We start from the raw sequence: 22,220 nt of genomic DNA, 5'->3' as shown, positions 1-22,220 counted from the left end.
CGGCGCCGCGTGCGCCGCCGGTTCGATGATGTCGTCAGCACGGGCCACATTGCCCCGGTATCATCGGTTGTTCGGGCACCCAGCGGGTGCCGCGGTCAGCGGGAGAGACTTTCGGTGACGTTCACCGTCAACCGGAGGTTTCCTCATGCATGTCCCCCTATGGGTCTGGCTGGCTACGATTGCCGGCATCGCTGCACTCTTCGTCTTCGATTTCTACGCCCACGTGCGCAAGCCGCACGAACCCACCTTCCGCGAAGCGGCCTGGTGGTCGGTGTTCTTCGTCGCCCTCGCCGTACTCTTCGGCGGCGGGCTATGGTGGGTCTGGGGGCCGCAGCACGGCGCCGAGTACTTCGCCGGCTTCATCACCGAGAAGAGCCTCTCGGTCGATAATCTGTTCGTCTTCCTGATCATCATGTCCAAGTTCGCGGTGCCACCGGCTTATCAGCAGAAGGCGCTGCTGATCGGCATCGTGATCGCGCTGCTCATGCGCGGCGCCTTCATTGCAGTGGGGGCGGCGGCGATCGCCCAATTCAGCTGGATGTTCTATCTGTTCGGGCTGTTCCTGCTGTATACCGCGGTTCAACTGATGCGCGAGGGCGCAGGTGGCCACGACAGCAACGAGGAGTACGAGCCCAACGCCATCGTGCGCTTCGTGCAGAAGCGGCTTCCCGCCACCGACACCTATGATCGCGACCGCTTGATCACGGTGCAAAACGGCAAGCGACTGGTGACGCCGCTGTTCATGGTGGTGGTGGCCCTGGGCATGACCGATGTGCTGTTCGCGCTGGATTCGATCCCGGCGATCTACGGGCTGACCAAGGAGCCCTATATCGTCTTCACTACCAACGCCTTCGCACTGCTCGGCCTGCTCCAGCTCTATTTCCTGATTGGCGGGCTGCTGTCACGCCTGGTCTATCTGGGCATCGGGCTGTCGCTGATCCTCGCGTTCATCGGGGTCAAGCTGATCATCGAGGCGATGCACACCAACAATCTGGCGTTCATCAACGACGGCCAGCCGCTGCATCTGGTGCCGGAGATCCCGATCTGGCTGTCGATGACGATCATCGTCGGCACCCTGGTGGTCACCACCGTGGCTAGCCTGATCAAGAGCCGCGGGCAGCAGCAGGCCGGCTGAGCGCCGGCGATGCGGCATAGATCCGGTGCAGCAGCGCGCGGATCTGCGACATGGGAATGGCCTGTTCCGGCCCGGGCGGCAACGCACCGGGCCGGAAACCGTTGTGGAGAAGCCCCTCGAGCAGCGCCGGGTCGCCGCTGATCACGTGCAGCGGTACGTCCCGGCCCGGGTGCGGGCCGATGATGCTCGGCGCGGCCTGGTGATCGCCGAGGATCAGCATCAGCGTATGCTTTCCGACCTGGCGCTCGGCGAAGCCTGCCGCCGCCTGCAGGGCGTAGTCGATGGCCGGCGCATAGTGGGCGCGCATCGCCTCGGTGTTCTGCCACAGCGAGGCGTAGTCGTCGCCGGCACCGGCCCAGCGCGAGAATACCTGGCCATCGCCGACGCTGTCCCAGTCGACCAGTGTGATCACCGGTGACCAGGGGGCGTGGCTGGAGAGGGTGGCCAGCTCGACGAAGGTGGCACGCGACGACGTCCCGGTGGCGCTTGCCGAGGCCGCGTCCAGATAGTCGCCGACACGTTTCCAGGTGAACTGATCGGGCATGCTGGCCCAGCCCATCGGCGGCCCGCGGTAGCCGAGGCTGTCGGCGGTGTGGATCTCGTCGTAGCCGAGCTGGCGGCCTTCGGGCCAGTCGCGGATGATCCCCGGCATCACCGCCAGGGTGCGGTGGGCGCTGGCGGTGAAGTCGTCGACCAGGGTCGAGCGATGGCGGTTGAGCATCAGCTCGAAGCGCAGCTGCGAGGTGATCGGCAGCCCGCTGAGCAGCGTGGCGTGGTTGAGCCAGGACTGGCCGCCCAGGGTCGAGGCGGTGACCCGGCCGGTGACCATCGAGAGCCCCGACGCGGCCAGCTCGGATTCTATCCGCGCCAGGCGCGGGCGGATCTCGTCGGCGAACGGTTCGCGCTCGATCGCGGCCACCCCGTAGGACTCGATGAAGCCCAGCACCACGTCGACCCCTGCCAGCCCCGGCAGCGCTCGCGCGCCAGGATCGTTCTCGAGCTGGCCGCCGAACGCCGCCAGTGCGTGGCGAGTCTCCATGGCGCGCTGCCACTCGAAGGTCACGAAGCCCAGTGCCGGGCTGCCGATACGCGTGGCGTCGAGGCGCCCGGCGTGCTGCAGCGCCAGGCCGCCGGCACCGAGTGCCAGCAGCGCTACCCCCACCCCGCGCGGGAGTCGAGAGCGGTGGCTCGCCGCCAGCAGCGTGCTCAGCGCCCAGCCGACCGCGAACAGCGCCAGCCCCAGGCCGCAGGTCACAGCCAGCGTCAGCGCCAGGCCCAGATTGGCGACCAGCAGCTCGATCAGGATCGGCAGCAGCGACAGATCGGTATACAGGTTGATCGAGCGCCCCTGCATGGCCTGCATCAGGCCATCGCTGAGCGCGCCCAGGGTGATGCTCACGCCGATCAGGGCAACCCCGGCACAGGCCCATTGACGCGGACGTGACGGTGGCAGCAACAGGAGCAGGCCGATCAGCAGCGGCGCCTCCAGTGCCAGCCAGTGGCGCGGGGGGAAACCGGCCCAAGGAAGTTCGGGGGTGAGCAGCAGAGCGTTGAGCAGTAACCACGCCAGCAGCAGGCGCCAGCCGGCCTTGGCCCTGGCCGACTCGGGGAAAAGCGTCATGATTCGTCCTGAATCCAGTAAGCGGGAAGTCTTGGCCCGAGCATAGCACTGCGCATTGTTCGGGCGCTGCGCGCGCCGCTCAGTCAATCGTCGTGGGCAGGGTGGTGGCAGCCACGTTAAACTAACGATTTCACGCGACAGGGAGTGCTGCCATGCCATCCGCCCAGGAACTCATCGTCGAGCCGAGTCACGGCCGCGCCGCCGACGCCTGCGTCATTCTGCTCCACGGCCTCGGTGCCGACGGCCACGACTTCGAGCCGCTGGTGCCGGCGCTGGGTCTGGATGCGACGCTTTCGGTGCGCTTCGTGCTGCCGCATGCGCCGCAGTTGCCGGTCACCGTCAACGGTGGCATGAGCATGCCGGCCTGGTACGACATTCTCGAGATGAATCTGGGACGACGGGTCGATGTCGCTCAACTGCGTGCCTCCGCCGAGCGGGTGCAGGGACTGATCGAGGCACAGATCGAGGCCGGCATCGACAGCCGGCGGATCATCGTCGCCGGTTTCTCCCAGGGCGGGGCGGTGGCCTACGAGGCGGCACTGTCGTGCCCGCAGCCGCTGGGCGGGCTGCTGGCGCTCTCGACCTACTTCGCCACCGCCGACAGCATCGCGCTGGCTGAGGAAAATCGTCAGCTGCCGATCGAGGTACACCATGGCAGCGCCGATCCGGTGGTGCCCGAAGCGCTGGGACGCGAGGGCGCCGAGCGGGTCGAGGCGCTGGGCTATCCGGTGCACTATCGCACCTACGACATGGGCCATAGCCTGTGCCCCGAGCAGGCCAGCGACATCGCGGCCTGGCTCCAGGCGCGGCTGGGCTGAGCGGGTATCGCGATGCACAGCATGGACGATATCGGCGGCGCCTCCGACGATCCTAGGCTGTCGAGCCCGGCAGCGCAGCGCAATCGCGGGCCCATCGGCGAGATCCTGCGTCAGGTGCTGCCGGCCCGCGGCAGCGTGCTGGAGATCGCCAGCGGCAGCGGTGAGCACGCCGTCTACCTGGCCGAGGCGCTGCCCGGTCTGCGCTGGCAGCCCTCGGACACCAGCCCGGAGGCGCTGCGCTCGATCGCCGCCTGGCGCGAGGCCGCCGCGCCGCCCAACCTGCTGGCGCCGCTGGCGCTCGATGTCACCGCCGAGTGGCCCGAGATCGCGGAACTGGCCGCGGTGTGCGCCTTCAATCTGGTGCATATCGCGCCCTGGGCGGTGGCAGAAGCGCTGTTCGCCGGCGCCGGCCGCCAGCTGCCGCCTGGGGGCATGCTGGTGCTTTATGGGCCGTTCAAGTGCGCCGACATACCGCTGGCTGCGAGCAACGCCCGCTTCGACGAGGCGCTGCGCGCGCGTGATCCGCGCTGGGGGATTCGCAAGCTGACGGCGCTGGAAGCGCTGGCCGCCGAGGCCGGGCTGGAGGCGCTGCAGGTGCACGAGATGCCGGCCAACAACCTCTGCCTGGTGTGGCGCCGCGTCGCCCAGGCCTGAGCGGCGCAACTCGACTACACTGAAGTTCATTCCCGACGGCCGACAAGGAGTAACGCCGTGTCAGACTTTTCCGTGGAATTCCGGATGCCCAAGGGCTGCCCCAACTGCGGCAACCACATGATGAAGGTCTCCCAGGCCAAGCAGCCCGACGATGGGGTCTTCTGCACCTCGTGCAATACCGAGGTGTGCGCCTGGGACCAGGCCGAGCGGATTCTCGACGAGACCCCGCGCAGCGAGTCCGAGCAGTTGATCGAGGATGTGATCAACAACAAGAAGCCCGATAGCGACGACGAGTGACGCGTGATACGACGCTGACGTCAGAGAGCCCCGGCCGAGTGCCGGGGCTTTTTCGTATGGGGGTTGTCTATTCATTGGGGCGTGTTGCAGATCTCTGAGAGCGGCGGGGCGAGCCCCCGCCGTCTGGATCTCATCGGGGTTACAGCAGCTCTTCGGCCGCCAGCGCCAGGCGTGAACGCTCCACGCTCTTGAGCGTGATGTGTCCGGCATGGGGCCAGTTGCGGAAGCGCTCGACCACCGCGGCCATGCCGCAGGTGTTGGCGGTGAGATAGGGCGTGTCGATCTGGCCGACGTTGCCCAGGCAGACGATCTTGGTGTTGCGCCCGGCCCGGGTGACCAGCGACTTGAGCTGCTTGGGGGTGAAGTTCTGGGCCTCGTCGATGATCAGGAAGGTATCGTTGAGCGTGCGCCCGCGCATGAAGGTGGGCGAGCGGATCTGCACCCGTGAGCCGATCAGCTGGCGGGTGGCACCGTCGCTCCAGCTGGTCGAGCCCTCGCGTTCGTCACGCAGCAGGTTATCCATGTTGTCGTGGAAGGCACCCATCCACGGAGACATCTTCTCCTCCTCGGTGCCGGGCAGAAAGCCGATGTCCTCGCCCATGGGGATGGGCGCGCGGGTGAACACGATGCGTTCGAACTGCTTGGCGTCCAGCGTCTGCTGGAAGGCCGCGGCCAGGGCCATGAAGGTCTTGCCGGTGCCTGCGCTGCCGGCCAGGGTGATGAAGTCGATCTCCGGGTCCATCAGCAGGTTGAGGGCGAAGTTCTGGCGGCTGTCGTGGGCGTGGACGCCCCAGACGCCGTCGTGATGACGGTAGTTGGTGAGCAGCTGCAGGGTGGCGCGGCGCGGCGAGTGGCTGCGCACGATCGCCTCGAAGTCGGCGCCGTTGTCGCTGTCGGAGACCAGCATGCCGACATGCCAATCGTCGGGTATCGCGCCTTCCAGGTGGTAGAGGGTATGCCCCTCGGCGCGCTCGACCATCACCTCGACGTCCAGCGACTCCCACAGGCCGTGGCCGTCGCGGCCGGCGTCGGCGTAGACCTTGGCGCCCTCGATCATGGCGTCGAGATCGTCGAAGGCCTTGTCGCTGAGGTAGTCCTCCACCGGTACCTTGAGCGCGGCGGCCTTGACCCGCAGATTGATATCCTTGGTCACCAGGATGACCGAGGCGTCCGGGCGGTCACGGCGCAGGCGACAGGTTTCGGCGAGAATGCGATTGTCCGGAGAGTTCTCCAGGGTCTCCAGTGGCTCCAGATCCTGATAGCAGAGGAAGCGCAGGCGGCCTGCGGGTTCGCCGCTGGCACGCGGGATGGGAATGCCTTGCTGAATCTCCTCGGGGGTGACGTGGGCGGTGAGATCGGAAAGTGTGCGGCTGATCTGACGGGCGGTGCGAGCGATCTCGCGCATGCCGTTCTTGTGCTTGTCGAGCTCCTCGAGCACGGTCATGGGGATGACCACATCATGCTCTTCGAAATGGTAAAGGGCTGCGGGGTCGTGGATCAGGACATTGGTGTCCAGTACGTAGAGCCTGTTCGCTTTCTTGTCGATACGCACCATCGGCAAAAGCACTCCTGTGAGTTCAAGGCTTCTCGACCCTGACAGAGTGCCGTGACAAGTCGATGTCGGGCAGGAGACTCCGTCAGTGCCACTGTCGTGTCGGACGCAAGAACGGTGTCGGCGTTACCTCCCTGACGTAACGGAGTCGATCTCAGAATGGGCCTAAGCGACAGAAACTTCTACCCCCGCAAACGGAAATTAGTGTCGCTCCCAGTGCAGGTCCGCTGCGTTGCGGTTCGCCCGACGCTTTTCATGCCGGGCAGGCAGCAAAAAGCCCCGCACCGGGCGGGGCTTTTTCGAGTTAGGGCTTTTCTTGAGCTGACCACCGATCTTGTATTTGCCACAGCGTTGGTATTGGCCGCCGACCGATCAGATATTGTCGTCGCCGCGCTGGGTCTTCTGCGGGTTGACCTGGGCGATCGCCGGTTCGTCGCCGTTGCTCTGGTCGAGCTTGGCCAGCAGGTTTTCCGACTGGCGCTTGAAGGCGGCCAGCGCCTTGCCGGTCAGCTTCTGCGAATCCGGCAGCTTGACGCGCATGGCGTCGACCTGACGGTTGTTGACCAGGATCTCGTAGTGCAGGTGCGGCCCGGTGGTGCGTCCGGTATTGCCGGAGAGGGCGATCTCCTCGCCCATCTTGACCCGCTCGCCGGGCTTCACCAGCGCCTTGCTCAGGTGCAGGTAGCGGGTGACGTAGCCGTTGTCGTGACGAATCACGATGTACTTGCCGGCGAGCGGGTGGTTGACCACCTTTTCGACCCGGCCGTCGGCGGGGGCATCGATCGGGGTACCGCTACGCATGGCGAAGTCGGTGCCCTTGTGCGGGCTGATCCGACCGGTGACCGGATGGTGCCGACGCAGGTTGAACGGCGAGCTGATGCGGTAGTGACCCTGGAAGGGGTAGCGGTCGAAGGCGGGATCGAGACCGTTGCCGTCCGGGGTATAGAAGTGATCGTCGGCGCTGTACGTACCACGGTCAGATCCATGCGCTGGCCTTCGTACTTGGCGGCGAGGATCTTGGAGTCCAGCGACTGGCCGTCGATCATGTCGGATTCGACCAGCACCTGGAAGTGATCGCCGGCGCGGGCGTCGCGGCGGAAATCGAGCTTCTTGGAGAGCACATGGGTCAGTTCGGAGACTTCGGCACTGGAGAGCCCGGTGGACTGCGCCGAGAGCGCGAAGGAGCCGCTGACGGTGCCGCTGAACATGCGCTGAGTGGCCTCACCGGCCTTTTCGATCGGCGCATAGGCGAACTCGGCGGTCTCGCTGTCACGCTCGATCAGATAGCCGTCGCGGGGATTCTTCATCACCCGTAGCGCCAGCAACTGGCCGTTCTCGTCGAGCTTGTAATCGAAGGTACGACCGACGCGCCAGCGGGTCAGCACCTTCTTGTCCGGCACCGCGCCGAGGATCTGGGTCACGTCGCTGTACTCAAGCCCCAGGGTGCGCTCGGCGGTCAGCGCAAAGGAGTCGCCCGGCTGGATGGTGTAGCTCTGCCACTCCGGCACGTACTGTTCGTGCGAGGCGATCTCGCTGCCGAGCTCGGGATCGCCGCTCGGGTCGAGCATCCCGTCGGAGGTCCAGTCCTCGTAGGAGGTGCCGCCGATATCGTCGTCGCTGTCGCTATTGGCAGCGAAATCATGGCCGCTGGCGCCCAACGCCAGGGCCGACTTGAGTGCCGTGGCGGCGAGTAGCGGGGGAGCGGTGGCCGAGCCGGCACCGGTCGCGGCGCTGGCCGCGGGGACATCCTCGCTGGCCTGCGCCTGGGGAATCAGATCGACGTCCATGACTTCCAGCGGCTTCAGCTGCGCCAGCGGGATATCGTCGGAGAGACGCTGGAGTGTCGAAGATTCGCCCGCCTTGTCATGACCCATGGCTGAATCATGATTGCCAGCCGAGGCGATGATCGACTGCGAAAGTGTGGCGGTCGAAGCGACGGAAATCGGTGTCTGCGCGGTGTCGGCGTGGTCGAAGACGCCGATGATCTTTTGCGTACCCAGCACGGTGACCATGGTGGCGACCGGAAGCAGCAACACTTTATGAGTGCGGGGTAGCGAATGGAAAATTCGCAGCATGAAGGTGAAGGCCCGAGTAAAAAAGGTGACAAACTAATATAAAGGCTCGGGAACCATACCCCATGGCGGTATTAATTGCCTAGTCTGTATTAATGTACAGCATCGAATCCCAGACACCATGGGGTGCGGAGAAGAGTGCCCTGGTGTCAAGCAGATGTTTTGCAGACTAACTTTCAGCGCCCGGTATAGCCCCGGTTCGCGCAGCGTTTTGCACTGATATGGTGCAATAAAAACGTTGCTATTTTGCGTCAATGGTGTCGCGTAAAACCCTTGTATCAGTTTCCGATGACGCCGATAAAAACTACCCGGTAGGCGCTGGAAGGGCGCATCCGAGGCACACGCCCGCGTCCAGAGTGTACGTGCCGAATGGCCGCGTGCAACGGGTTTCTCGATGCCGGTGACGCGGTAAACTGAAGGGAACGTGGCCCTTCTGTCCGGGCTCATGAGCGTTTTCAGCCGGAGGTGAGCGCATGCCGAGAGTGACCTTGCTGCAGTGGCAGATGCTGGCGGCAGTGGCCGACCATGGGGGGTTCGCCAAGGCGGCGGCGGCGATCCACAAGAGCCCCTCGACGCTCAACCATGCGATTCACAAGATCGAGGAGCAGTTGGGTGTGCGCCTGTTCGAGCCCAAGGGGCGCCAGGTGGTGCTGACCGAAGCCGGGGAGATGCTGCGCGCCGGGCGCGCCAGCTGATCGAGAACGCGGCGCTGCTCGAGGATGTCGCCGAGCGCCTTGCTGGCGGCCTCGAGGCGGAGATCACGCTGGCGGTAGACCAGATCTTCCCCGGCTGCGCGCTGGCCGAGCGCTGACCCGCTTCTCGTCGGCCTATCCCCACGTGCGTGTACAACTGCACGAGACCGTGCTCAACGGCGCTGTCGAATGCTGTACGAGTCGCGCGCCGATCTGATCATTTCGGGCTTCAGTCCGCAGGCTTTCTGGGGCAGCCGCTGGTGGACATTCCGTTCATCGCCGTGGCTCACCCCGAGCATCCCTTGCACGGCCTGGGTCGAGCGCTCGATCTGCGCGACCTGGAAGGGCACCGCCAACTGGTGGTGCGCGATTCCGCCGTGCGTCACCGGCTGGACGCTGGCTGGCTGAAGGCCGAGCAGCGCTGGACACTCTCACACCTCTCTACCTCCATCGACATGCTCGAGCGCGGGCTGGGCTTTGCCTGGGTACCGCAGACGCGAATCCAGGCGGCGCTCGACGGCGGCCGGCTGAAGGCACTGCCGCTGCGAGTCGGCGGTATCCGCTACGCATCGTTGCAGATCATCCATCGCGATATCGATGGCGCCGGCCCGGCGACCCAGGCCCTGGCGCAGGCGCTGATCGAGGCGACCGTCGCCAGCTGCCGCGATGCCGACCCGCTGCTGCTGCGGGAGGGCGGGGAAGCGCGCCAGATTCCATTGGCTGGCACCCCGCAGGCGTAAGGTTCGTCTGTGCCGAACGTTGGCAGCGAATTTATCCGCTCGATATTCGATGCCGGCGCTCTATGCTGAACGTGAATGATGCTGAAGGCGAATCGCGTGCGCGGCGCGCCGGGAATATCGGAATAGGGAGAGACGCATGGGCCTGTTGGTCAACGGTGAATGGCAGGACAAGTGGTACGACACCCAGAGCCACGGCGGGAGTTCGTGCGCGAATCCGCCAAGCTGCGCGACTGGGTCACTGCCGACGGTGAACCGGGGCCGGACGGGCAGCCGGGCGTGCCCGCCGAGGCCGGCGCGCTTCCATCTCTATGTCTCGCTGGCCTGCCCCTGGGCCCATCGGGCGCTGATCATGCGCAAGCTCAAGGGCCTCGACGACCTGATCGGGGTCTCCCATACCAGCCCGCTGATGCTCGACCAGGGCTGGTCGTATCACCGCGACGAAGGGTCCAGCGGCGATGCCGTCAATGGGGTCGAGTACCACCATCAGCTCTATACCTTGACCGACCCGCGCTATACCGGACGGGTCACCGTGCCCGCGCTGTGGGACAAGCAGCAGGGCCGGATTCTCAACAACGAGTCGGCGGAGCTGGTGCGCATGTTCGACTCGGCCTTCGACGGGCTCACCGGCAACCGGCTCGAGTTCTATCCCGAGGACCTGCGCGAGGAGATCGACGCGGTCAACGCCGATGTCTACGACAACGTCAACAATGGCGTCTACAAGACCGGCTTCGCCACCGAGCAGGCGGTCTACGAGAAGCACTACGAGGCGCTTTTCGCCTGCCTCGACCGGCTCGAGGCGCGTCTCGCCGAGCAGCGTTATCTGGCTGGCGCCTGGCTGACCGAGGCGGATATCCGCCTGTTCACCACGCTGATCCGCTTCGATGCGGTCTACTTCGGCCACTTCAAGTGCAACCGCCGGCGGATCGAGGACTACCCGCAACTCGCCAACTATCTGCGCGAACTCTATCAGTGGCCGGGCATCGCCGAGACGGTCGACTTCGACCATATCAAGCGCCACTACTATTACAGCCACGACACCATCAACCCGACCCGCATCGTCCCGCGGGGGCCGCAGCTGGACCTCGAGCGTCCCCATGACCGTGGGAGACTGGAGGGCCACGGTATCCGCGAGCGCGCCTGATACCGCGATATCGGATCAGATTTGACGTCTCAGAGGGTGTTTACAAATTCGACGAGCGAAGGCGAGACAAGGCGAAATCGGCCGAAAAGACGGAGTTTACGGGGTGTAAATGAGTACTTTGAGGTCGATTTCAACGCCGTGTCGTCGAGCGCAGGCATTTTGTAAACACCCTCTCACCTGTGGCGTCATATGTGTGGCTCCTTATGTATGGCGCCGCAGCCAGCGGTCCAGCGCATTGGCGAACTCGCGCCGCTCGGTATCGCCGTAGGCATCGGGGCCGCGGGTCTGCTCACCGCTGGCGCGCAGCGTCTCCAGGAAGTCGCGCATCTGCACCTTGGCGCGCACGTTGTCGGCGCTCAGCGGCTCGCCGCGGGTGGTCATGACGTCGGCACCGCGCTCGATCACCTCCTGGGCCAGCGGCAGGTCGCTGGTGATCACCAGATCGCCGGGGCGTACCGAGGCCGCGATCAGGTCGTCGGCAGCATCGAAGCCTTGGGCTACGCTACGCGCCTTGACCCAGGCCGAGGGCGGCAGCGGCAGGGTGTGATTGGCGACCATCCAGGTTGGGGTGTGGGTGCGCTCGGCGGCGCGCAGGATGATCTCGCGGGCTGCCCGCGGGCAGGCGTCGGCATCGATCCACAGGGTCACGGCGGGTGTCTCATCCGCCGTTGTTTCGGGTATCTCTTCGGGCATCGGCGCTTCTCCTGGAGCCGGATGACTGGCAGCGGCGATTCTAGCGGTGATAGGCCGCGCACTCACCTCTCGATGACACCTCTCGACGGCAAGGCGCCGCAGAAGAAAGAGTGGGGCAGAAGAAAGAGTGGGGCAGAAGAAAGAGTGGGGCAGAAGAAAGAGTGGGGCAGAAGAAAGAGTGGGGCAGAAGAAAGAGTGGGGCAGAAGAAAGAGTGGGGCAGAAAAGAGGGGGTGATGTAGGAAATTTACGATCGTGGTGGAGGTGGTGCTTCACCCATGGTATAGTTGCGCTTCCTCGCATGTGTTGACCCCACCATCCTGCCGATATGTCTGCAATCCACGCCATCGACCCGTGAGTCGATGCTACTACCGGACGTATCTCGTGTACGACGCACGGCGCAAGCCGACTTCTGCGTCCGGATGCAACGATGGCGCGCTTTTATCGGTCGATGATTCTCACGACCGGGCGCAGCAAGGTCGCCACAGACGTCTCCGACTCCGGCACTCGCGCCGACTCGGTGACAATGCCAGGTGCGACCGGTGTCGGTCGGGCCACAAGCCCGCGGCACCATGACATTTTCGCCGGTACCTCCACCGGCCACTCCAAGGTGTGAAATGACCTCGACTGTAGTTGCGACGCCAAGCTTTGGCGATCTGGCGCTATTGCCGGAAGTACTCTCTGCCCTCGATACCCTGGGCTACGAAACACCATCTCCGATCCAGTCGCAGACTATCCCTGCGCTGCTCGACGGCCGCGACGTGCTGGGCCAGGCCCAGACCGGCACCGGCAAGACCGCTGCCTTCGCCCTGCCGCTCTTGAGCCGACTCGAGCTCGAGCGGCGTGAACCTCAGGTGCTGGTACTGGCACCGACCCGCGAGCTGGCCCAGCAGGTGGCCGTCTCGTTCTCCAAGTATGGTCAAAATCTGAAAGGTCTCGAGATCGCCACCCTGTGCGGCGGTCAGGAGTACCGCGAGCAGTTGAGCGCACTCAAGCGCGGCGCTCAGGTGGTGGTCGGCACCCCCGGCCGGATCATCGATCACCTGGATCGTGGCAGCCTCAAGCTGGAAGGGCTCTCTGCGCTGGTGCTCGACGAAGCCGATGAAATGCTGCGCATGGGCTTCATCGATGACGTCAAGCGCGTTGTCGCCGATGCGCCCAGCGACTCCCAGCGGGTATTCTTCTCGGCCACCCTGCCGAGCGAGATCGAGCGTATCGTCAACCGCTATCTGGTCGATCCGGTCAAGGTGGCGATCGAATCCAAGGTCAGCACCGGCGAGAACATCGAGCAGCGTGTGGTCCGGGTCGAAGGTCCGAGCAAGCTCGAAGCGCTGGCGCGTATCCTCGAAGTCGAGCCGGTCGATGCCGCGATCGTCTTCGTGCGCACCCGTGCCGCCTGTACCACGCTGGTCGAGCAGCTCACCGCGCGTGGTGTCAACGCCGCCGGCCTCTCCGGCGACCTCGACCAGAGCCTGCGTGAGCGCACCATTACCCGGCTCAAGCGTGCCAAGGTCGATGTGTTGGTAGCCACCGACGTGGCTGCACGCGGCCTCGACGTGCCGCGTATCACCCACGTGGTCAACTACGACCTGCCGCAGGATTCGGAAGCCTACATCCACCGTATCGGGCGTACCGGCCGTGCCGGCCGTGACGGCGTGGCGATCACCTTCGCCGGCGGTCGCGAGACGCGCAAGGTGCGCTGGGTCGAGCAGGCCACCGGCCAGCCGATGACCGAAATGCCGCTGCCCGACGAGAGCGCCATCCGCGCCCATCGCGACGACCGCTTCAGTGCGCGTCTGCTCGAGATGCTCGAAGCCGGTGCCGGCCAGCAGCGTGAGCTGATCGAGAAGCTGGTCGCAGAGGGCCACGATCCGATCGATCTGGCCGCCGCCATGGCGACCCTGGCACGCGCCGGTGAAGCACCGATCGGACGTATCACCGCAGGCCCTGCACGCCGCGACAACCCGCGTGATGGTAGCCGTGATGCCAGCCGCGAGCGTGGCCCGCGTCGCCGCGACAGTGCCCCGCGTGAAGGCATGACTCGCTATCGCGTCTCGGTCGGCCACAAGGATGGCGTCAAGCCCGGCCAGCTGGTCGTGCGCTGGCCAACGAAGGCGGTATCGAAGGTGCGCGGATCGGTCGGATCGACATCCGCAACGCCTTCTCGGTGGTCGAGCTGCCCAGCGGCCTGCCCAGCACTATCCTGGCCAAGATGTCACGTGCCCGGGTCGCCGGCCGCTCGCTGGAGATCGCTGAAGATCAGGGCGCGCCGGAGCGTGCACCGCGCCGCCGTAACGACGGCGATGCGCCGATGCGCCGCTCGCGCGCCTGATCCCAGGCCTGTTGGTCCTACGCCGCCCCTGATCGTCAGGGGCGGCGTTTTTGTGTTGGCGGGGTATGAGCCGCGAGTCTGCCGCCACCGGTTTGGGCCATGGTCGGACAGCGACCAATGATCATGGTGTGCAATAATCGTTTTCAATCGCTGAATCGAGACAGGTGTCGCGCCGGTGCGGTGCGCCCACCGATGGCTAAGGAACGATATGGTCAAGACGCTCAAGGACCAGCTCTACCAGGCGTTGCTGCGCAGCATGGCCAGCGGTCATCTGGAGCCCGGTCTGGTGCTGCTGGAGAGCAATATCGCCGAGATCTTCGGCATGAGCCGTTCGCCGGTGCGTCAGACCCTGGCGCGGCTGCACGACGAGGGGGCGATCAGCCGCTTCGAAGGGCGTGGCTACGTGGTCGGCGGCGAGCCGAGCGAGGTGGTGCGGCGCTCGCTCACTGCGGCCGACTTCCGTGCCGCTGGCGGGCGCGCCTCGGTCAAGCGCACCGAATCATGGCGTGCGCTGGCCGAACGGGTCGAGCACGATGTGGTGCTCGGTTCGATGAAGGGGCGTCTGGAGCTCAACGAGCTGGAGCTCTCGCGTACGCTCGACGTCAGTCGCAGCGTGACCCACCGCATTCTGCTGCAGTTGCAGTCCCTCGGCGTGGTGGCCAAGGTCAAGTATTCGAGCTGGAACGTGGTGCCACTGGACAGTGATCGGCTGCATCAGCTCTACGAGGCACGCCGCCTGCTCGAGCCGTTCATGATCGGCAAGGCGTGTACCCGTATCGGGGCGCAGGACGTCGAACGCTATCTGCAGCGGCTGGCCCAGGCCGAGCGGCACTATCCGCATATCGATCCGGGGCGGCTGGATGCGCTGGAGCACGACCTGCACCATGACGCCCTGGTCCATGGCGCCAATGACGAGCTGCTATCGATGCTGCAGCGCACCCGGCCGATCCTGCTGATCAGCAAGCACCTGCTGGGCGGTGAGATCGCGCTGCCGCCGGAGGACCCCTTCTTCGCCGCCCACCGCCAGGTGTTCGAAGCGCTGGCGGCGGGGCAGGCGACACGCGCGAGTCAGACGTTGAGCGACCATCTGGCCTGTTCCGAGTCACTGGTGCAGGCGCGGCTGGTCAGCTTCCAGCGTGATGGCGAGATCCGCATTCCCGCCTATCTGCGCTGGCTCAGCCGCTGCTGAGCCGCTGCTGAGCCGCTGCTGAGCCGCGCCGATCGCGCTCTCCGGCGGCGCCTCGATCTGGGGCGTCAGGCCATCGGCCGGTTAGTCATCGGCCGGTTAGTCATCGACCCGTCAGTCATCGACCGGCAGGCCATTGTGGCGGCGCAGCTCACGAATGATGCCGCTGTGGTCGAGATCGCCATCGCCATGTTCGAGCATGGCGCCGAACAGGGCATCGGCGCGGTGGCTCAGCGGCAGCTCCAGACCCAGGCTGGCGGCTTCGGCCAGAGCGGTCTGGGTGTCCTTGTGCTGCCACTTGGCCGGCCCTCCAGGAGCGAAGTTTCCGTCCAGTATGCGCTCGCCGTGCTGGGCAAGAATGGTCGAGTCGGCGAAGCCGCCGAGCAGCGCCTCGCGTACCCGGGCCGGGTCGGCACCCCCGCGTTCCACTAGCAGCAGCGCCTCGGCCACCGTGGCCAGGGTATTGGCGACGATCATCTGATTGGCCAGCTTGGCCAGCTCACCGCAGCCGGCGGGGCCGACATGGGTGGGGCGGCCCAGGTGGCTCAGCAGCTCGCGGCTGGCTTCGAAGGCGCTGGCCTCGCCGCCGGCCATGATCGCCAGGGTGCCGTCGATGGCGCCGCGTTCACCGCCGGAGACCGGGGCGTCGAGATAGTCGATGCCGCGGGCTGCGGCGGCCTCGGCCTGGGCGCGGGCGGTGGCCACCGGGATCGAACTCATCACGATCAGTTGGCTGCCGGCGGGCATGGCAGCGATCACGCCGTCCGCGCCCAGCAGCACCTCGTCGCATATCGGCCCGGAGCTGAGCATCACGATCAGGGTGTCGACATCAGCCGCCTCCGCCGGGGTGGCGGCAAGGTGGATACCGTGATCGGCCAGCGGTGCCAGCTTGTCGCGGCTGCGATTCCAGGCGCTGACGGCATAGCCGGCAGCGGCCAGGCGGCGGGCGATCGGTGCGCCCATGATGCCGGTGCCCAGAACACCGACGCGTCTTTGTGTGGTCATCTCGCCTTGTCCTTAACTGACTGTGTCTTGCCGGGTGTGCAGCGCGCGACACGGTGTGGACCCGCGCGCACCGCCCGCGCCGGCGTCAATCGCCGCTGGTCGGCAGGATACGCCCCGGCGAGAGCAGCTCGCGGGGGTCGAGCAGATGCTTGATTCCGCGCATCAGGTCGTACTCCGGCCCCGGCAGGGTGTCCAGAAAGGCAGCCTGCTTGAGCCGACCGATGCCGTGCTCGGCGCTGATGCTGCCATCGAACGCTTCGACGATCTCGAACAGGCGCAGCTCCAGATCGTGGAGCAGGGGCGGACGCTCGGATTCCGCCAGCGTCGCCGGCGGCAGGATGTTGAAGTGCAGGTTGCCGTCGCCGATATGGCCGTAGGCGATCACCGTCGCCTCCGGGCAGATCTCTGCGATGGCATGACAGGCCTGGGCGTGGAACAGCGGCAGCGAGGAGATCGGCAGCGAGATATCGGTGCGCAGATGCTCGCCGGTCTGCCGCTGGCCCTCCAGCATTGCCTCGCGGATCAGCCACAGCTGCTGGGCCTGAGCCTCGCTGGCGGCGAGCACGCCGTCGACCAGCAGCCCCGCCTCGGCACCTTGTTCGAACAGTGCCTCGATCATCGCATCGAGATCGGCGGGGCCGCTCGCCGCCACCTCCATCAGCACGTAAGTGGGGTGGGGCGCGTCGAGCGGGTCGCGCAGGTCCGGCGCTGCTCGCATGGCCAGCTCCAGGCAGTGCCGCGGGATCAGCTCGAAGGCGGTGAGCAGATCGCAGCAGCAGCGTCGGGCCTGGGCGTAGAGCGCCAGTACCGCTTCGATGTCGGCGCAGGCGAGCAGTGCGGTGCGGGTGACCTGGGGCTTGGGGAAGAGCTTGAGCACCGCACCGGTGACGATCCCCAGCGTGCCCTCGGCGCCGATGAACAGCTGCTTCAGGTCATAGCCGGTGTTGTTCTTGTGCAGTGCACGCATGTGGCTGAGGATGCGCCCGTCGGGCAGCACCACTTCCAGGCCCAGCACCAGCTGGCGGGTCATGCCGTAGCGCAGCACATTGAGCCCGCCGGCGTTGGTGGAGATATTGCCGCCGATCTGACAGCTGCCCTGGGCGCCCAAGGCCAGCGGGAAGTAGCAGTCCGCTTCCTCCGCCACCTCCTTGATGGTCTGCAGCACGCAGCCGGCATCTACGCTCATACTGAAGTTGAGCGGGTCGAGTTCGCGTACCTGGTTCATGCGCTCGAGGCTGAGCACCAGCTCGGCGCGCTCCTCGTCCGGCATCGCCCCGCATACCAGTCCGCTGTGCCCGCCCTGGGGCACCAGTGGCAAGTCGTGGCGATGGCAGTAGGCGACGATATCCGCCACCTGGGCGGTGTTCTCCGGTCGCACCACGGCCAGGGGCATGCCGCCGCGGCGCCCGGTCCAGTCGGTGCGGTAGCGGGCCAGGTCATCCGCCTGGGTGAGCACGCCACGCGGGCCCAGCAATTTTTCGAGTTCGCCGATCAGGGCGTTGTCGCGGGTCATCGTCGTCTCCCTATGCTCAGCGATACCACAGCACGATGCCGGGGAAGACCAGGAACAGCACCAGCAGGCCCAGCAGGGTGAAATAGAACGGCAGCAGGCTCTTGACCAGACTCTCCATACCCACCTTGCCCACGCCGCAGCCGACGTAGAGCACCGTGCCCACCGGCGGCGTGATCAGCCCGATGCCGAGGATGAAGGACATCAGTACGCCGAAGTAGACCGGGTCGATGCCCAGCTTGACCACGACCGGGGTCATCAGCGGCGCCAGGATCACCATCGCCGGGGTCAGGTCCATGAAGAAGCCCACCACCAGCAGGAAGGCGGCGAGGATCAGCAGCAGCAGGAAGCGGTTGTCGGTCAGCGCCGAGAGGGTCACCACCAGCTGTTGCGGGATCATGTTGGCGGTCAGCAGCCACGCCAGCACGCTGGCGAAGGCGAGCAGCAGCATCACCACGCCGGTCAGCTTGCCGGTGTTGATGCAGAGCTGGAAGAAGCGCTTGAGGCTGAGGCTGCGATAGATCACGAACGACACCACGAAGGCGTAGACCAGCGCGATCGCTGCGCTCTCGGTGGGGGTGAAGACCCCCGAGAGGATGCCGCCGACGATGATCACCGGCAGCAGCAGGGCGAGGGCGGCGTCCTTCAGCGCGCTGCCCAGCTCCGGCAGCGAGAACGGCTGGCCGCGGCCGTTCTTGCGCGACTGCACGTAGGTGGTCACCGCCAGCCCCAGGGTGATCAGAATGCCGGGCACGATACCCGCCATGAACAGCGCCGAGATCGAGGTGTTGGTGACCACGCCGAACAGGATCATCGGGATCGACGGCGGGATGATGATCCCCACCACCGAGGCCGCGACGACGATCGCCGTGGCCAGCGGCCCGCTGTAGCGGTGGCGCTTCATCGGCTCGATCATCATGCTGCCGACGGCGGAGGCGTCGGCCACCGCCGAGCCGCTGATACCGCCGAAGAACATCGAGGTCAGCACCGCGACCTGCCCCAGGCCGCCGGCGACGAAGCCGACCAGGGCGCTGGCCAGACGGACCAGGCGCGTGGCGATGCCGCCCTCGCTCATCACCTCGCCGACCAGGATGAACAGCGGGATCGCCAGCAGCGGGAAGGAGTCGAGCCCGTTGACCGCCTGCGCCACGATCGGTGACAGCGCATAGTCCGACTCGAAGAAGATGAACAGGGTAATGGCGGCGAGGCCGAACGAGATCGGCATGCCGATGACGATACAGATCGCCAGACCGACGAGAATGCTCCAGAGAATCATGCTGTTTTTCCTCGCAGCAGGGCGACGAGCGCGACGCTGTTGGCGATCAGCGTGAGGACCGCCATCACCGGCATGGCGCTGTAGAGGAAGGTCTGCGGAATGCCCAGCATCGGCGTGGCGCTGGTGTAGCCCGAGATCAGATCGCGGAAGCCGAACAGGATGCAGATGCAGACGATATAGATCACCGCGATGGCGAGCAGCGAGGCGGCGCGCTTGAGCGCGCTCGGCGCCTTGTCGCGGAAGAAGGTCACCGCGACGTGCTCGTTGCCGAGACTGCCGACACCGGCGCCCAGCAGCACCAGCCAGATGAACAGCACCCGGGACATCTCCTCGGCCCAGGTGTAGGAGTAGTTGAGCACGTAGCGGCCGAAGACGTTGGCGGTGACGCAGAAGACGACACCCAGCACGAGCAGGCCGACGGCGATCTCCAGGGTCAGCTTGAGCCACCCCAGCACGCCGCGTGCAGTGGACGAGGAAGCGGTCATCGCGCTCTCCGAGCAAGCGGGGCGTGACGGCCAGGCCGGCACGCCCCCGACAATGAGACGCGGCCAGTCTCTCGACCGGCCGCGGGGGTGGGATTACTGGGCCGAGGCGGCGGCCTGGCGGATGCTGTCGATCAGGTCACCGCCGATCTTGTCGCGCCAGTTGGCGTAGACCGGCTCCAGCTTGTCCTGGAACACCTTGACCTGGGCCGGCGTCAGCTCGGTGATCTGCATGCCTTCGTCTTTCAGCTCCTGCTTGATCTGGTCGTTCATGCTGCGGCTGACGTGGCGCTCGTAGTCGCCCATCTGCTTGGCGGCGTCACGCAGAAGCTGCTGATAGTCGGCCGGCAGGCGGTTCCAGAAACGCTCGGAGACCAGCGTGATGAAGGGCGTGTAGACGTGGTTGGTTTCGGTGGCGTACTGCTGCACCTCGTTGAACTTGGAGGACTTGATGGTGATCCAGGGGTTTTCCTGGCCGTCTACCACGTGCTGCTCGAGAGCGGTGAACAGCTCGGCGAACGACATCGGCGTCGGGTGGCACCCAGGGTGCGCCAGATATCCAGGTGGATCGGGTTCTGCATGGTGCGGATCTTGAGACCGTCGAGATCCGACGGCTTGGAGACCGGACGCTTGCTGTTGGTCAGCTGACGGTAGCCGTTCTCCGACCAGCCGATCGCCACCAGCCCCTTGGTCGAGGCTTCCTTCAGCATGCGCTGGCCGATCTCGCCATCGAGCACCTTGTCGGCGACTTCCGGCTTGGGGAACAAAACGGCAGATCGAACACCGCGAACTGCGGGAACATGTTGACCATCGGCGAGGTCGAGGGCGAGGTCATCTCCAGCGTGCCGGCCTGCAGCGCGCTCACCGACTGCAGATCGTCGCCCAGCTGGGCGCTGTGGAACATCTGCACCTGGATATGGCCGTCGCTGCGCTGCTCGACGATCTTCTTGAAGTACTCCAGGCCGCGGTACTGGGCGCTGGACTGGGTCAGGCCGATGTTGAACTTGAGGCTGTAGTCCTTGCCATCGCCCTGCACGACATCGCCCTTGACCTCGGGCAGCGGCGGCATCTCGGTGGCGGCCACGGCCGACAGACTGCCCAGGCCGAGCACGCCGGCGGTCAGCAGCGACATCAATGAGCGGCGCAGCGGCAGGGTTCGTGTGGTTGTTTTCATCTTCGACTCCAGAGCATGTGGGCTGGTGGTCTGGGGCAGGACGGCGCCAACTTGTTGTGGCTTGTCGAGGCGACCGCGCCCTGCCGGGGGGCGGCGCTAGGCGGAGTGCCAGGCGCTGCCGTCGGGGTAGCGGTGGGCCGCGAGCGACGCCGCTTTCATGGTCACCCCGTAACCCGGGGCATCCGGTACCTGATAGCGGCCGCGGTGGATCTGCACCGGGCCTCGAAGTGTTCGTGCAGATGGTCGACGTACTCGAGCAGGCGCCCCTCCAGCGAACCGGAGACCGCGATGTAGTCGAACATCGAGATGTGCTGGGTGTACTCGCACAGGCCCACGCCGCCGCCGGGGGGCATACCGGGATGCCGTACTTGGCCGCCAGCAGCAGTACCACCAGCACCTCGTTGAGCCCGCCCAGGCGGGCGGCATCGAGCTGGCAGAAGTCGAGCGCCTCGGCCTGGAACAGCTGCTTGAACATGACGCGGTTATGGCAGTGCTCACCGGTGGCGACGCCGATCGGCGCCAGACGGTGGCGGATCTCGGCATGGCCGAGAATGTCGTCGGGGCTGGTCGGCTCCTCGATCCAGTGCGGATCGAACTCGGCTAACTTGCGCATGTTGGCGATCGCTTCGTCGACATCCCACATCTGGTTGGCATCCATCATCAGGGTGCACTCGGGGCCGATCTCCTCGCGCAGAATGCGGGCACGGGCGCGATCCTCCTCGATGTCGCCGCCACCTTCTGCTTGAAGTGGCGCCAACCCTCGTCCAGCGCCTCGCGGCAGAGGTGGCGCATCTTCTCTTCCGAGTAGCCCAGCCAGCCCGCCGAGGGTGTAGCCGGGGTAGCCGTGCTCGCGCAGCTGCGCCACACGCTCGGCCTTGGTCGGCGCCTGGCGGCGCAGCAGGGCGATCGCTCTCTTCTGGCGTGAGGGCATCGCTGACGAAGCGGAAGTCGAGACACTGGACCAGTGCCTCCGGGGTCATGTCGGCGAGCAGCTGCCACACCGGCTTGCCCTCGCGCTTGGCCCACAGGTCCCACACCGCGTTGACCATCGCCGCGCAGGCCAGATGGATGACGCCTTTTTCCGGCCCCAGCCAGCGCAGCTGGCTGTCGCCGCTGGTCAGATCGCGCCAGAAGGCGCCCATGTCGGCGGTGATCTCCTCGAGCGTCCGGCCCTCCAGGCGCGAGGCCAGGGAGTTGACCGCGGCGACGCAGATCTCGTTGCCGCGGCCGATGGTGAAGGTGAGTCCGTGACCTCTGATGCCATCTTCCGCATCGTGTGCAGGATGACGTAGGTAGCCGAATAGTCCGGCGCCGCGTTCATCGCGTCCGAGCCGTCGAGCTCACGCGAGGTGGGAAAGCGAATATCCTGGGCTTCGACGCGCTGAATGGTCGTCATGGGGCGCGGTTTTCCTTATGGCTTACGGCACGAAATGGGTCGCGCTAATGTCGGGGAATATGCCAATTGTCGAGACATCAATCGATGGCCTCGGCGGCGATTCTGGACAGCCTAAAGGAGCGATGAAGCCCCGAATAATCGTTTTTTTTGCAACTGGAATAACCCGGGGTTATTGTCTTTGACCAAAGAATAAAGGCAGGGATGCACATGTCCCACGATAGTCGAATTCACATCAAGAGCTGGTTGCGCATCAAGCACCTCGTTCTGCTGGTAACCCCGACGAAAGTCGTAGCCTTCACGCCACCGCGCGGCACATGAACATGAGCCAGCCCGCCGCCAGCAAGATGCTCAGGACATCGAGAACTTCTTTGGCATGGCGCTGTTCTTGCGCCAGCCACGGCAGATGACATTGACGCAGCGTGGCCGCCTGCTGGTGCGCTATGCGC

16 protein-coding genes and 6 pseudogenes are annotated in these 22,220 nt (G+C 65.7%); 8 read left to right on the top strand and 14 right to left on the bottom strand.

What is annotated here, in order from left to right:
- Positions 1 to 145: 145 nt before the first annotated feature.
- A complete protein-coding gene (locus tag CN538_RS00980; protein ID WP_106418257.1) occupies positions 146 to 1,135 on the top strand; it encodes a TerC family protein in 990 nt (329 codons plus the stop codon).
- On the opposite strand, the gene CN538_RS00975 is transcribed toward CN538_RS00980, so the two are convergent.
- Positions 1,104 to 2,756 (bottom strand): alkaline phosphatase family protein, encoded by a 1,653-nt coding sequence (locus CN538_RS00975; RefSeq protein WP_106418256.1) that lies wholly within the window; start codon positions 2,754 to 2,756, stop codon positions 1,104 to 1,106. The genes CN538_RS00980 and CN538_RS00975 overlap by 32 nt on opposite strands.
- A gap of 152 nt (positions 2,757 to 2,908) precedes the next feature.
- Between CN538_RS00975 and CN538_RS00970 the strand changes: the two genes are divergently transcribed.
- From CN538_RS00970 to CN538_RS00960, 3 genes are read left to right on the top strand one after another with little or no spacing between them, the layout of a single operon-like run.
- A complete protein-coding gene (locus tag CN538_RS00970; protein ID WP_106418255.1) occupies positions 2,909 to 3,574 on the top strand; it encodes an alpha/beta hydrolase in 666 nt (221 codons plus the stop codon).
- A 21-nt stretch (positions 3,575 to 3,595) separates the two neighbouring features.
- On the top strand, positions 3,596 to 4,228 hold the full coding sequence (locus tag CN538_RS00965) for a DUF938 domain-containing protein (protein WP_164999462.1): 633 nt from the start codon (positions 3,596 to 3,598) through the stop codon (positions 4,226 to 4,228).
- A 57-nt stretch (positions 4,229 to 4,285) separates the two neighbouring features.
- Positions 4,286 to 4,525 (top strand): hypothetical protein, encoded by a 240-nt coding sequence (locus CN538_RS00960; RefSeq protein ID WP_106418254.1) that lies wholly within the window; start codon positions 4,286 to 4,288, stop codon positions 4,523 to 4,525.
- 139 nt (positions 4,526 to 4,664) lie between these two features.
- Here CN538_RS00960 and CN538_RS00955 read toward each other — a convergent pair whose 3' ends face one another.
- The 3 genes from CN538_RS00955 to CN538_RS00950 all read right to left on the bottom strand — a co-directional run bounded on the left by CN538_RS00955 (position 4,665) and on the right by CN538_RS00950 (position 8,113).
- The gene (locus CN538_RS00955; RefSeq protein ID WP_106418253.1) at positions 4,665 to 6,080 is read right to left on the bottom strand and encodes a PhoH family protein; all 1,416 of its coding nucleotides are present in this window, start codon (positions 6,078 to 6,080) and stop codon (positions 4,665 to 4,667) included.
- Between the two features lie 369 nt (positions 6,081 to 6,449).
- A complete protein-coding gene (locus CN538_RS24740; RefSeq protein WP_340638208.1) occupies positions 6,450 to 6,878 on the bottom strand; it encodes a M23 family metallopeptidase in 429 nt (142 codons plus the stop codon).
- Positions 6,791 to 8,113 carry a hypothetical protein gene (locus CN538_RS00950; RefSeq protein WP_340638207.1) on the bottom strand — a complete coding sequence of 441 codons (1,323 nt, stop codon included), beginning with the start codon at positions 8,111 to 8,113 and terminating at the stop codon, positions 6,791 to 6,793. The genes CN538_RS24740 and CN538_RS00950 overlap by 88 nt, the downstream gene beginning before the upstream one ends.
- 509 nt (positions 8,114 to 8,622) lie before the next feature.
- Here CN538_RS00950 and CN538_RS00945 point away from each other — a divergent pair.
- Both CN538_RS00945 and CN538_RS00940 read left to right on the top strand, forming a co-directional pair.
- Positions 8,623 to 9,581, top strand: a pseudogene (locus CN538_RS00945) (LysR family transcriptional regulator).
- 136 nt (positions 9,582 to 9,717) lie between these two features.
- Positions 9,718 to 10,722 (top strand): annotated as a pseudogene (locus tag CN538_RS00940) (glutathione S-transferase family protein).
- 201 nt (positions 10,723 to 10,923) lie between these two features.
- Here CN538_RS00940 and CN538_RS00935 read toward each other — a convergent pair.
- Positions 10,924 to 11,415, bottom strand: coding sequence for a YaiI/YqxD family protein (locus CN538_RS00935; RefSeq protein ID WP_106418252.1), 492 nt, complete (start codon positions 11,413 to 11,415; stop codon positions 10,924 to 10,926).
- 615 nt (positions 11,416 to 12,030) lie between these two features.
- Here CN538_RS00935 and CN538_RS00925 point away from each other — a divergent pair.
- Positions 12,031 to 13,745, top strand: a pseudogene (locus tag CN538_RS00925) (DEAD/DEAH box helicase).
- A 208-nt stretch (positions 13,746 to 13,953) separates the two neighbouring features.
- Entirely contained in the window at positions 13,954 to 14,934 is a 981-nt protein-coding gene (locus CN538_RS00920; RefSeq protein ID WP_106418250.1) for a GntR family transcriptional regulator, read from the top strand.
- 111 nt (positions 14,935 to 15,045) lie between these two features.
- On the opposite strand, the gene CN538_RS00915 is transcribed toward CN538_RS00920, so the two are convergent.
- The 9 genes and pseudogenes from CN538_RS00915 to CN538_RS25780 all read right to left on the bottom strand — a co-directional run.
- A complete protein-coding gene (locus tag CN538_RS00915; RefSeq protein ID WP_106418249.1) occupies positions 15,046 to 15,936 on the bottom strand; it encodes an NAD(P)-dependent oxidoreductase in 891 nt (296 codons plus the stop codon).
- Positions 15,937 to 16,021: 85 nt separating this feature from the next.
- Positions 16,022 to 17,449, bottom strand: a complete 1,428-nt coding sequence (locus tag CN538_RS00910; protein ID WP_106418248.1) for an FAD-binding oxidoreductase — start codon at positions 17,447 to 17,449, stop codon at positions 16,022 to 16,024.
- Between the two features lie 16 nt (positions 17,450 to 17,465).
- A complete protein-coding gene (locus CN538_RS00905; RefSeq protein ID WP_106418247.1) occupies positions 17,466 to 18,722 on the bottom strand; it encodes a TRAP transporter large permease in 1,257 nt (418 codons plus the stop codon).
- On the bottom strand, positions 18,719 to 19,207 hold the full coding sequence (locus tag CN538_RS00900; RefSeq protein WP_035476488.1) for a TRAP transporter small permease: 489 nt from the start codon (positions 19,205 to 19,207) through the stop codon (positions 18,719 to 18,721). The genes CN538_RS00905 and CN538_RS00900 overlap by 4 nt, the downstream gene beginning before the upstream one ends.
- 93 nt (positions 19,208 to 19,300) lie before the next feature.
- Positions 19,301 to 20,273, bottom strand: a pseudogene (locus tag CN538_RS00895) (TRAP transporter substrate-binding protein).
- A 266-nt stretch (positions 20,274 to 20,539) separates the two neighbouring features.
- The gene (locus CN538_RS25795) at positions 20,540 to 20,731 is read right to left on the bottom strand and encodes a hypothetical protein (protein WP_422917535.1); all 192 of its coding nucleotides are present in this window, start codon (positions 20,729 to 20,731) and stop codon (positions 20,540 to 20,542) included.
- A pseudogene (locus CN538_RS25790) lies at positions 20,719 to 21,135 on the bottom strand (enolase C-terminal domain-like protein); the annotation flags it as partial. The gene CN538_RS25795 and the pseudogene CN538_RS25790, both read right to left, overlap by 13 nt.
- The gene (locus CN538_RS25785; RefSeq protein ID WP_422917534.1) at positions 21,039 to 21,245 is read right to left on the bottom strand and encodes a hypothetical protein; all 207 of its coding nucleotides are present in this window, start codon (positions 21,243 to 21,245) and stop codon (positions 21,039 to 21,041) included. The gene CN538_RS25785 and the pseudogene CN538_RS25790, both read right to left, overlap by 97 nt.
- Positions 21,246 to 21,424: 179 nt before the next feature.
- A pseudogene (locus tag CN538_RS25780) lies at positions 21,425 to 21,592 on the bottom strand (fuconate dehydratase); the annotation flags it as partial.
- Positions 21,593 to 22,220 lie beyond the last annotated feature (628 nt).

Origin of the sequence: Salinicola tamaricis, assembly GCF_003006155.1 — a bacterium.
Lineage (GTDB): Bacteria > Pseudomonadota > Gammaproteobacteria > Pseudomonadales > Halomonadaceae > Salinicola > Salinicola tamaricis.
Note: the sequence above shows the minus strand (reverse complement) of the source record. Positions and strands in the feature narration are given on the sequence as shown.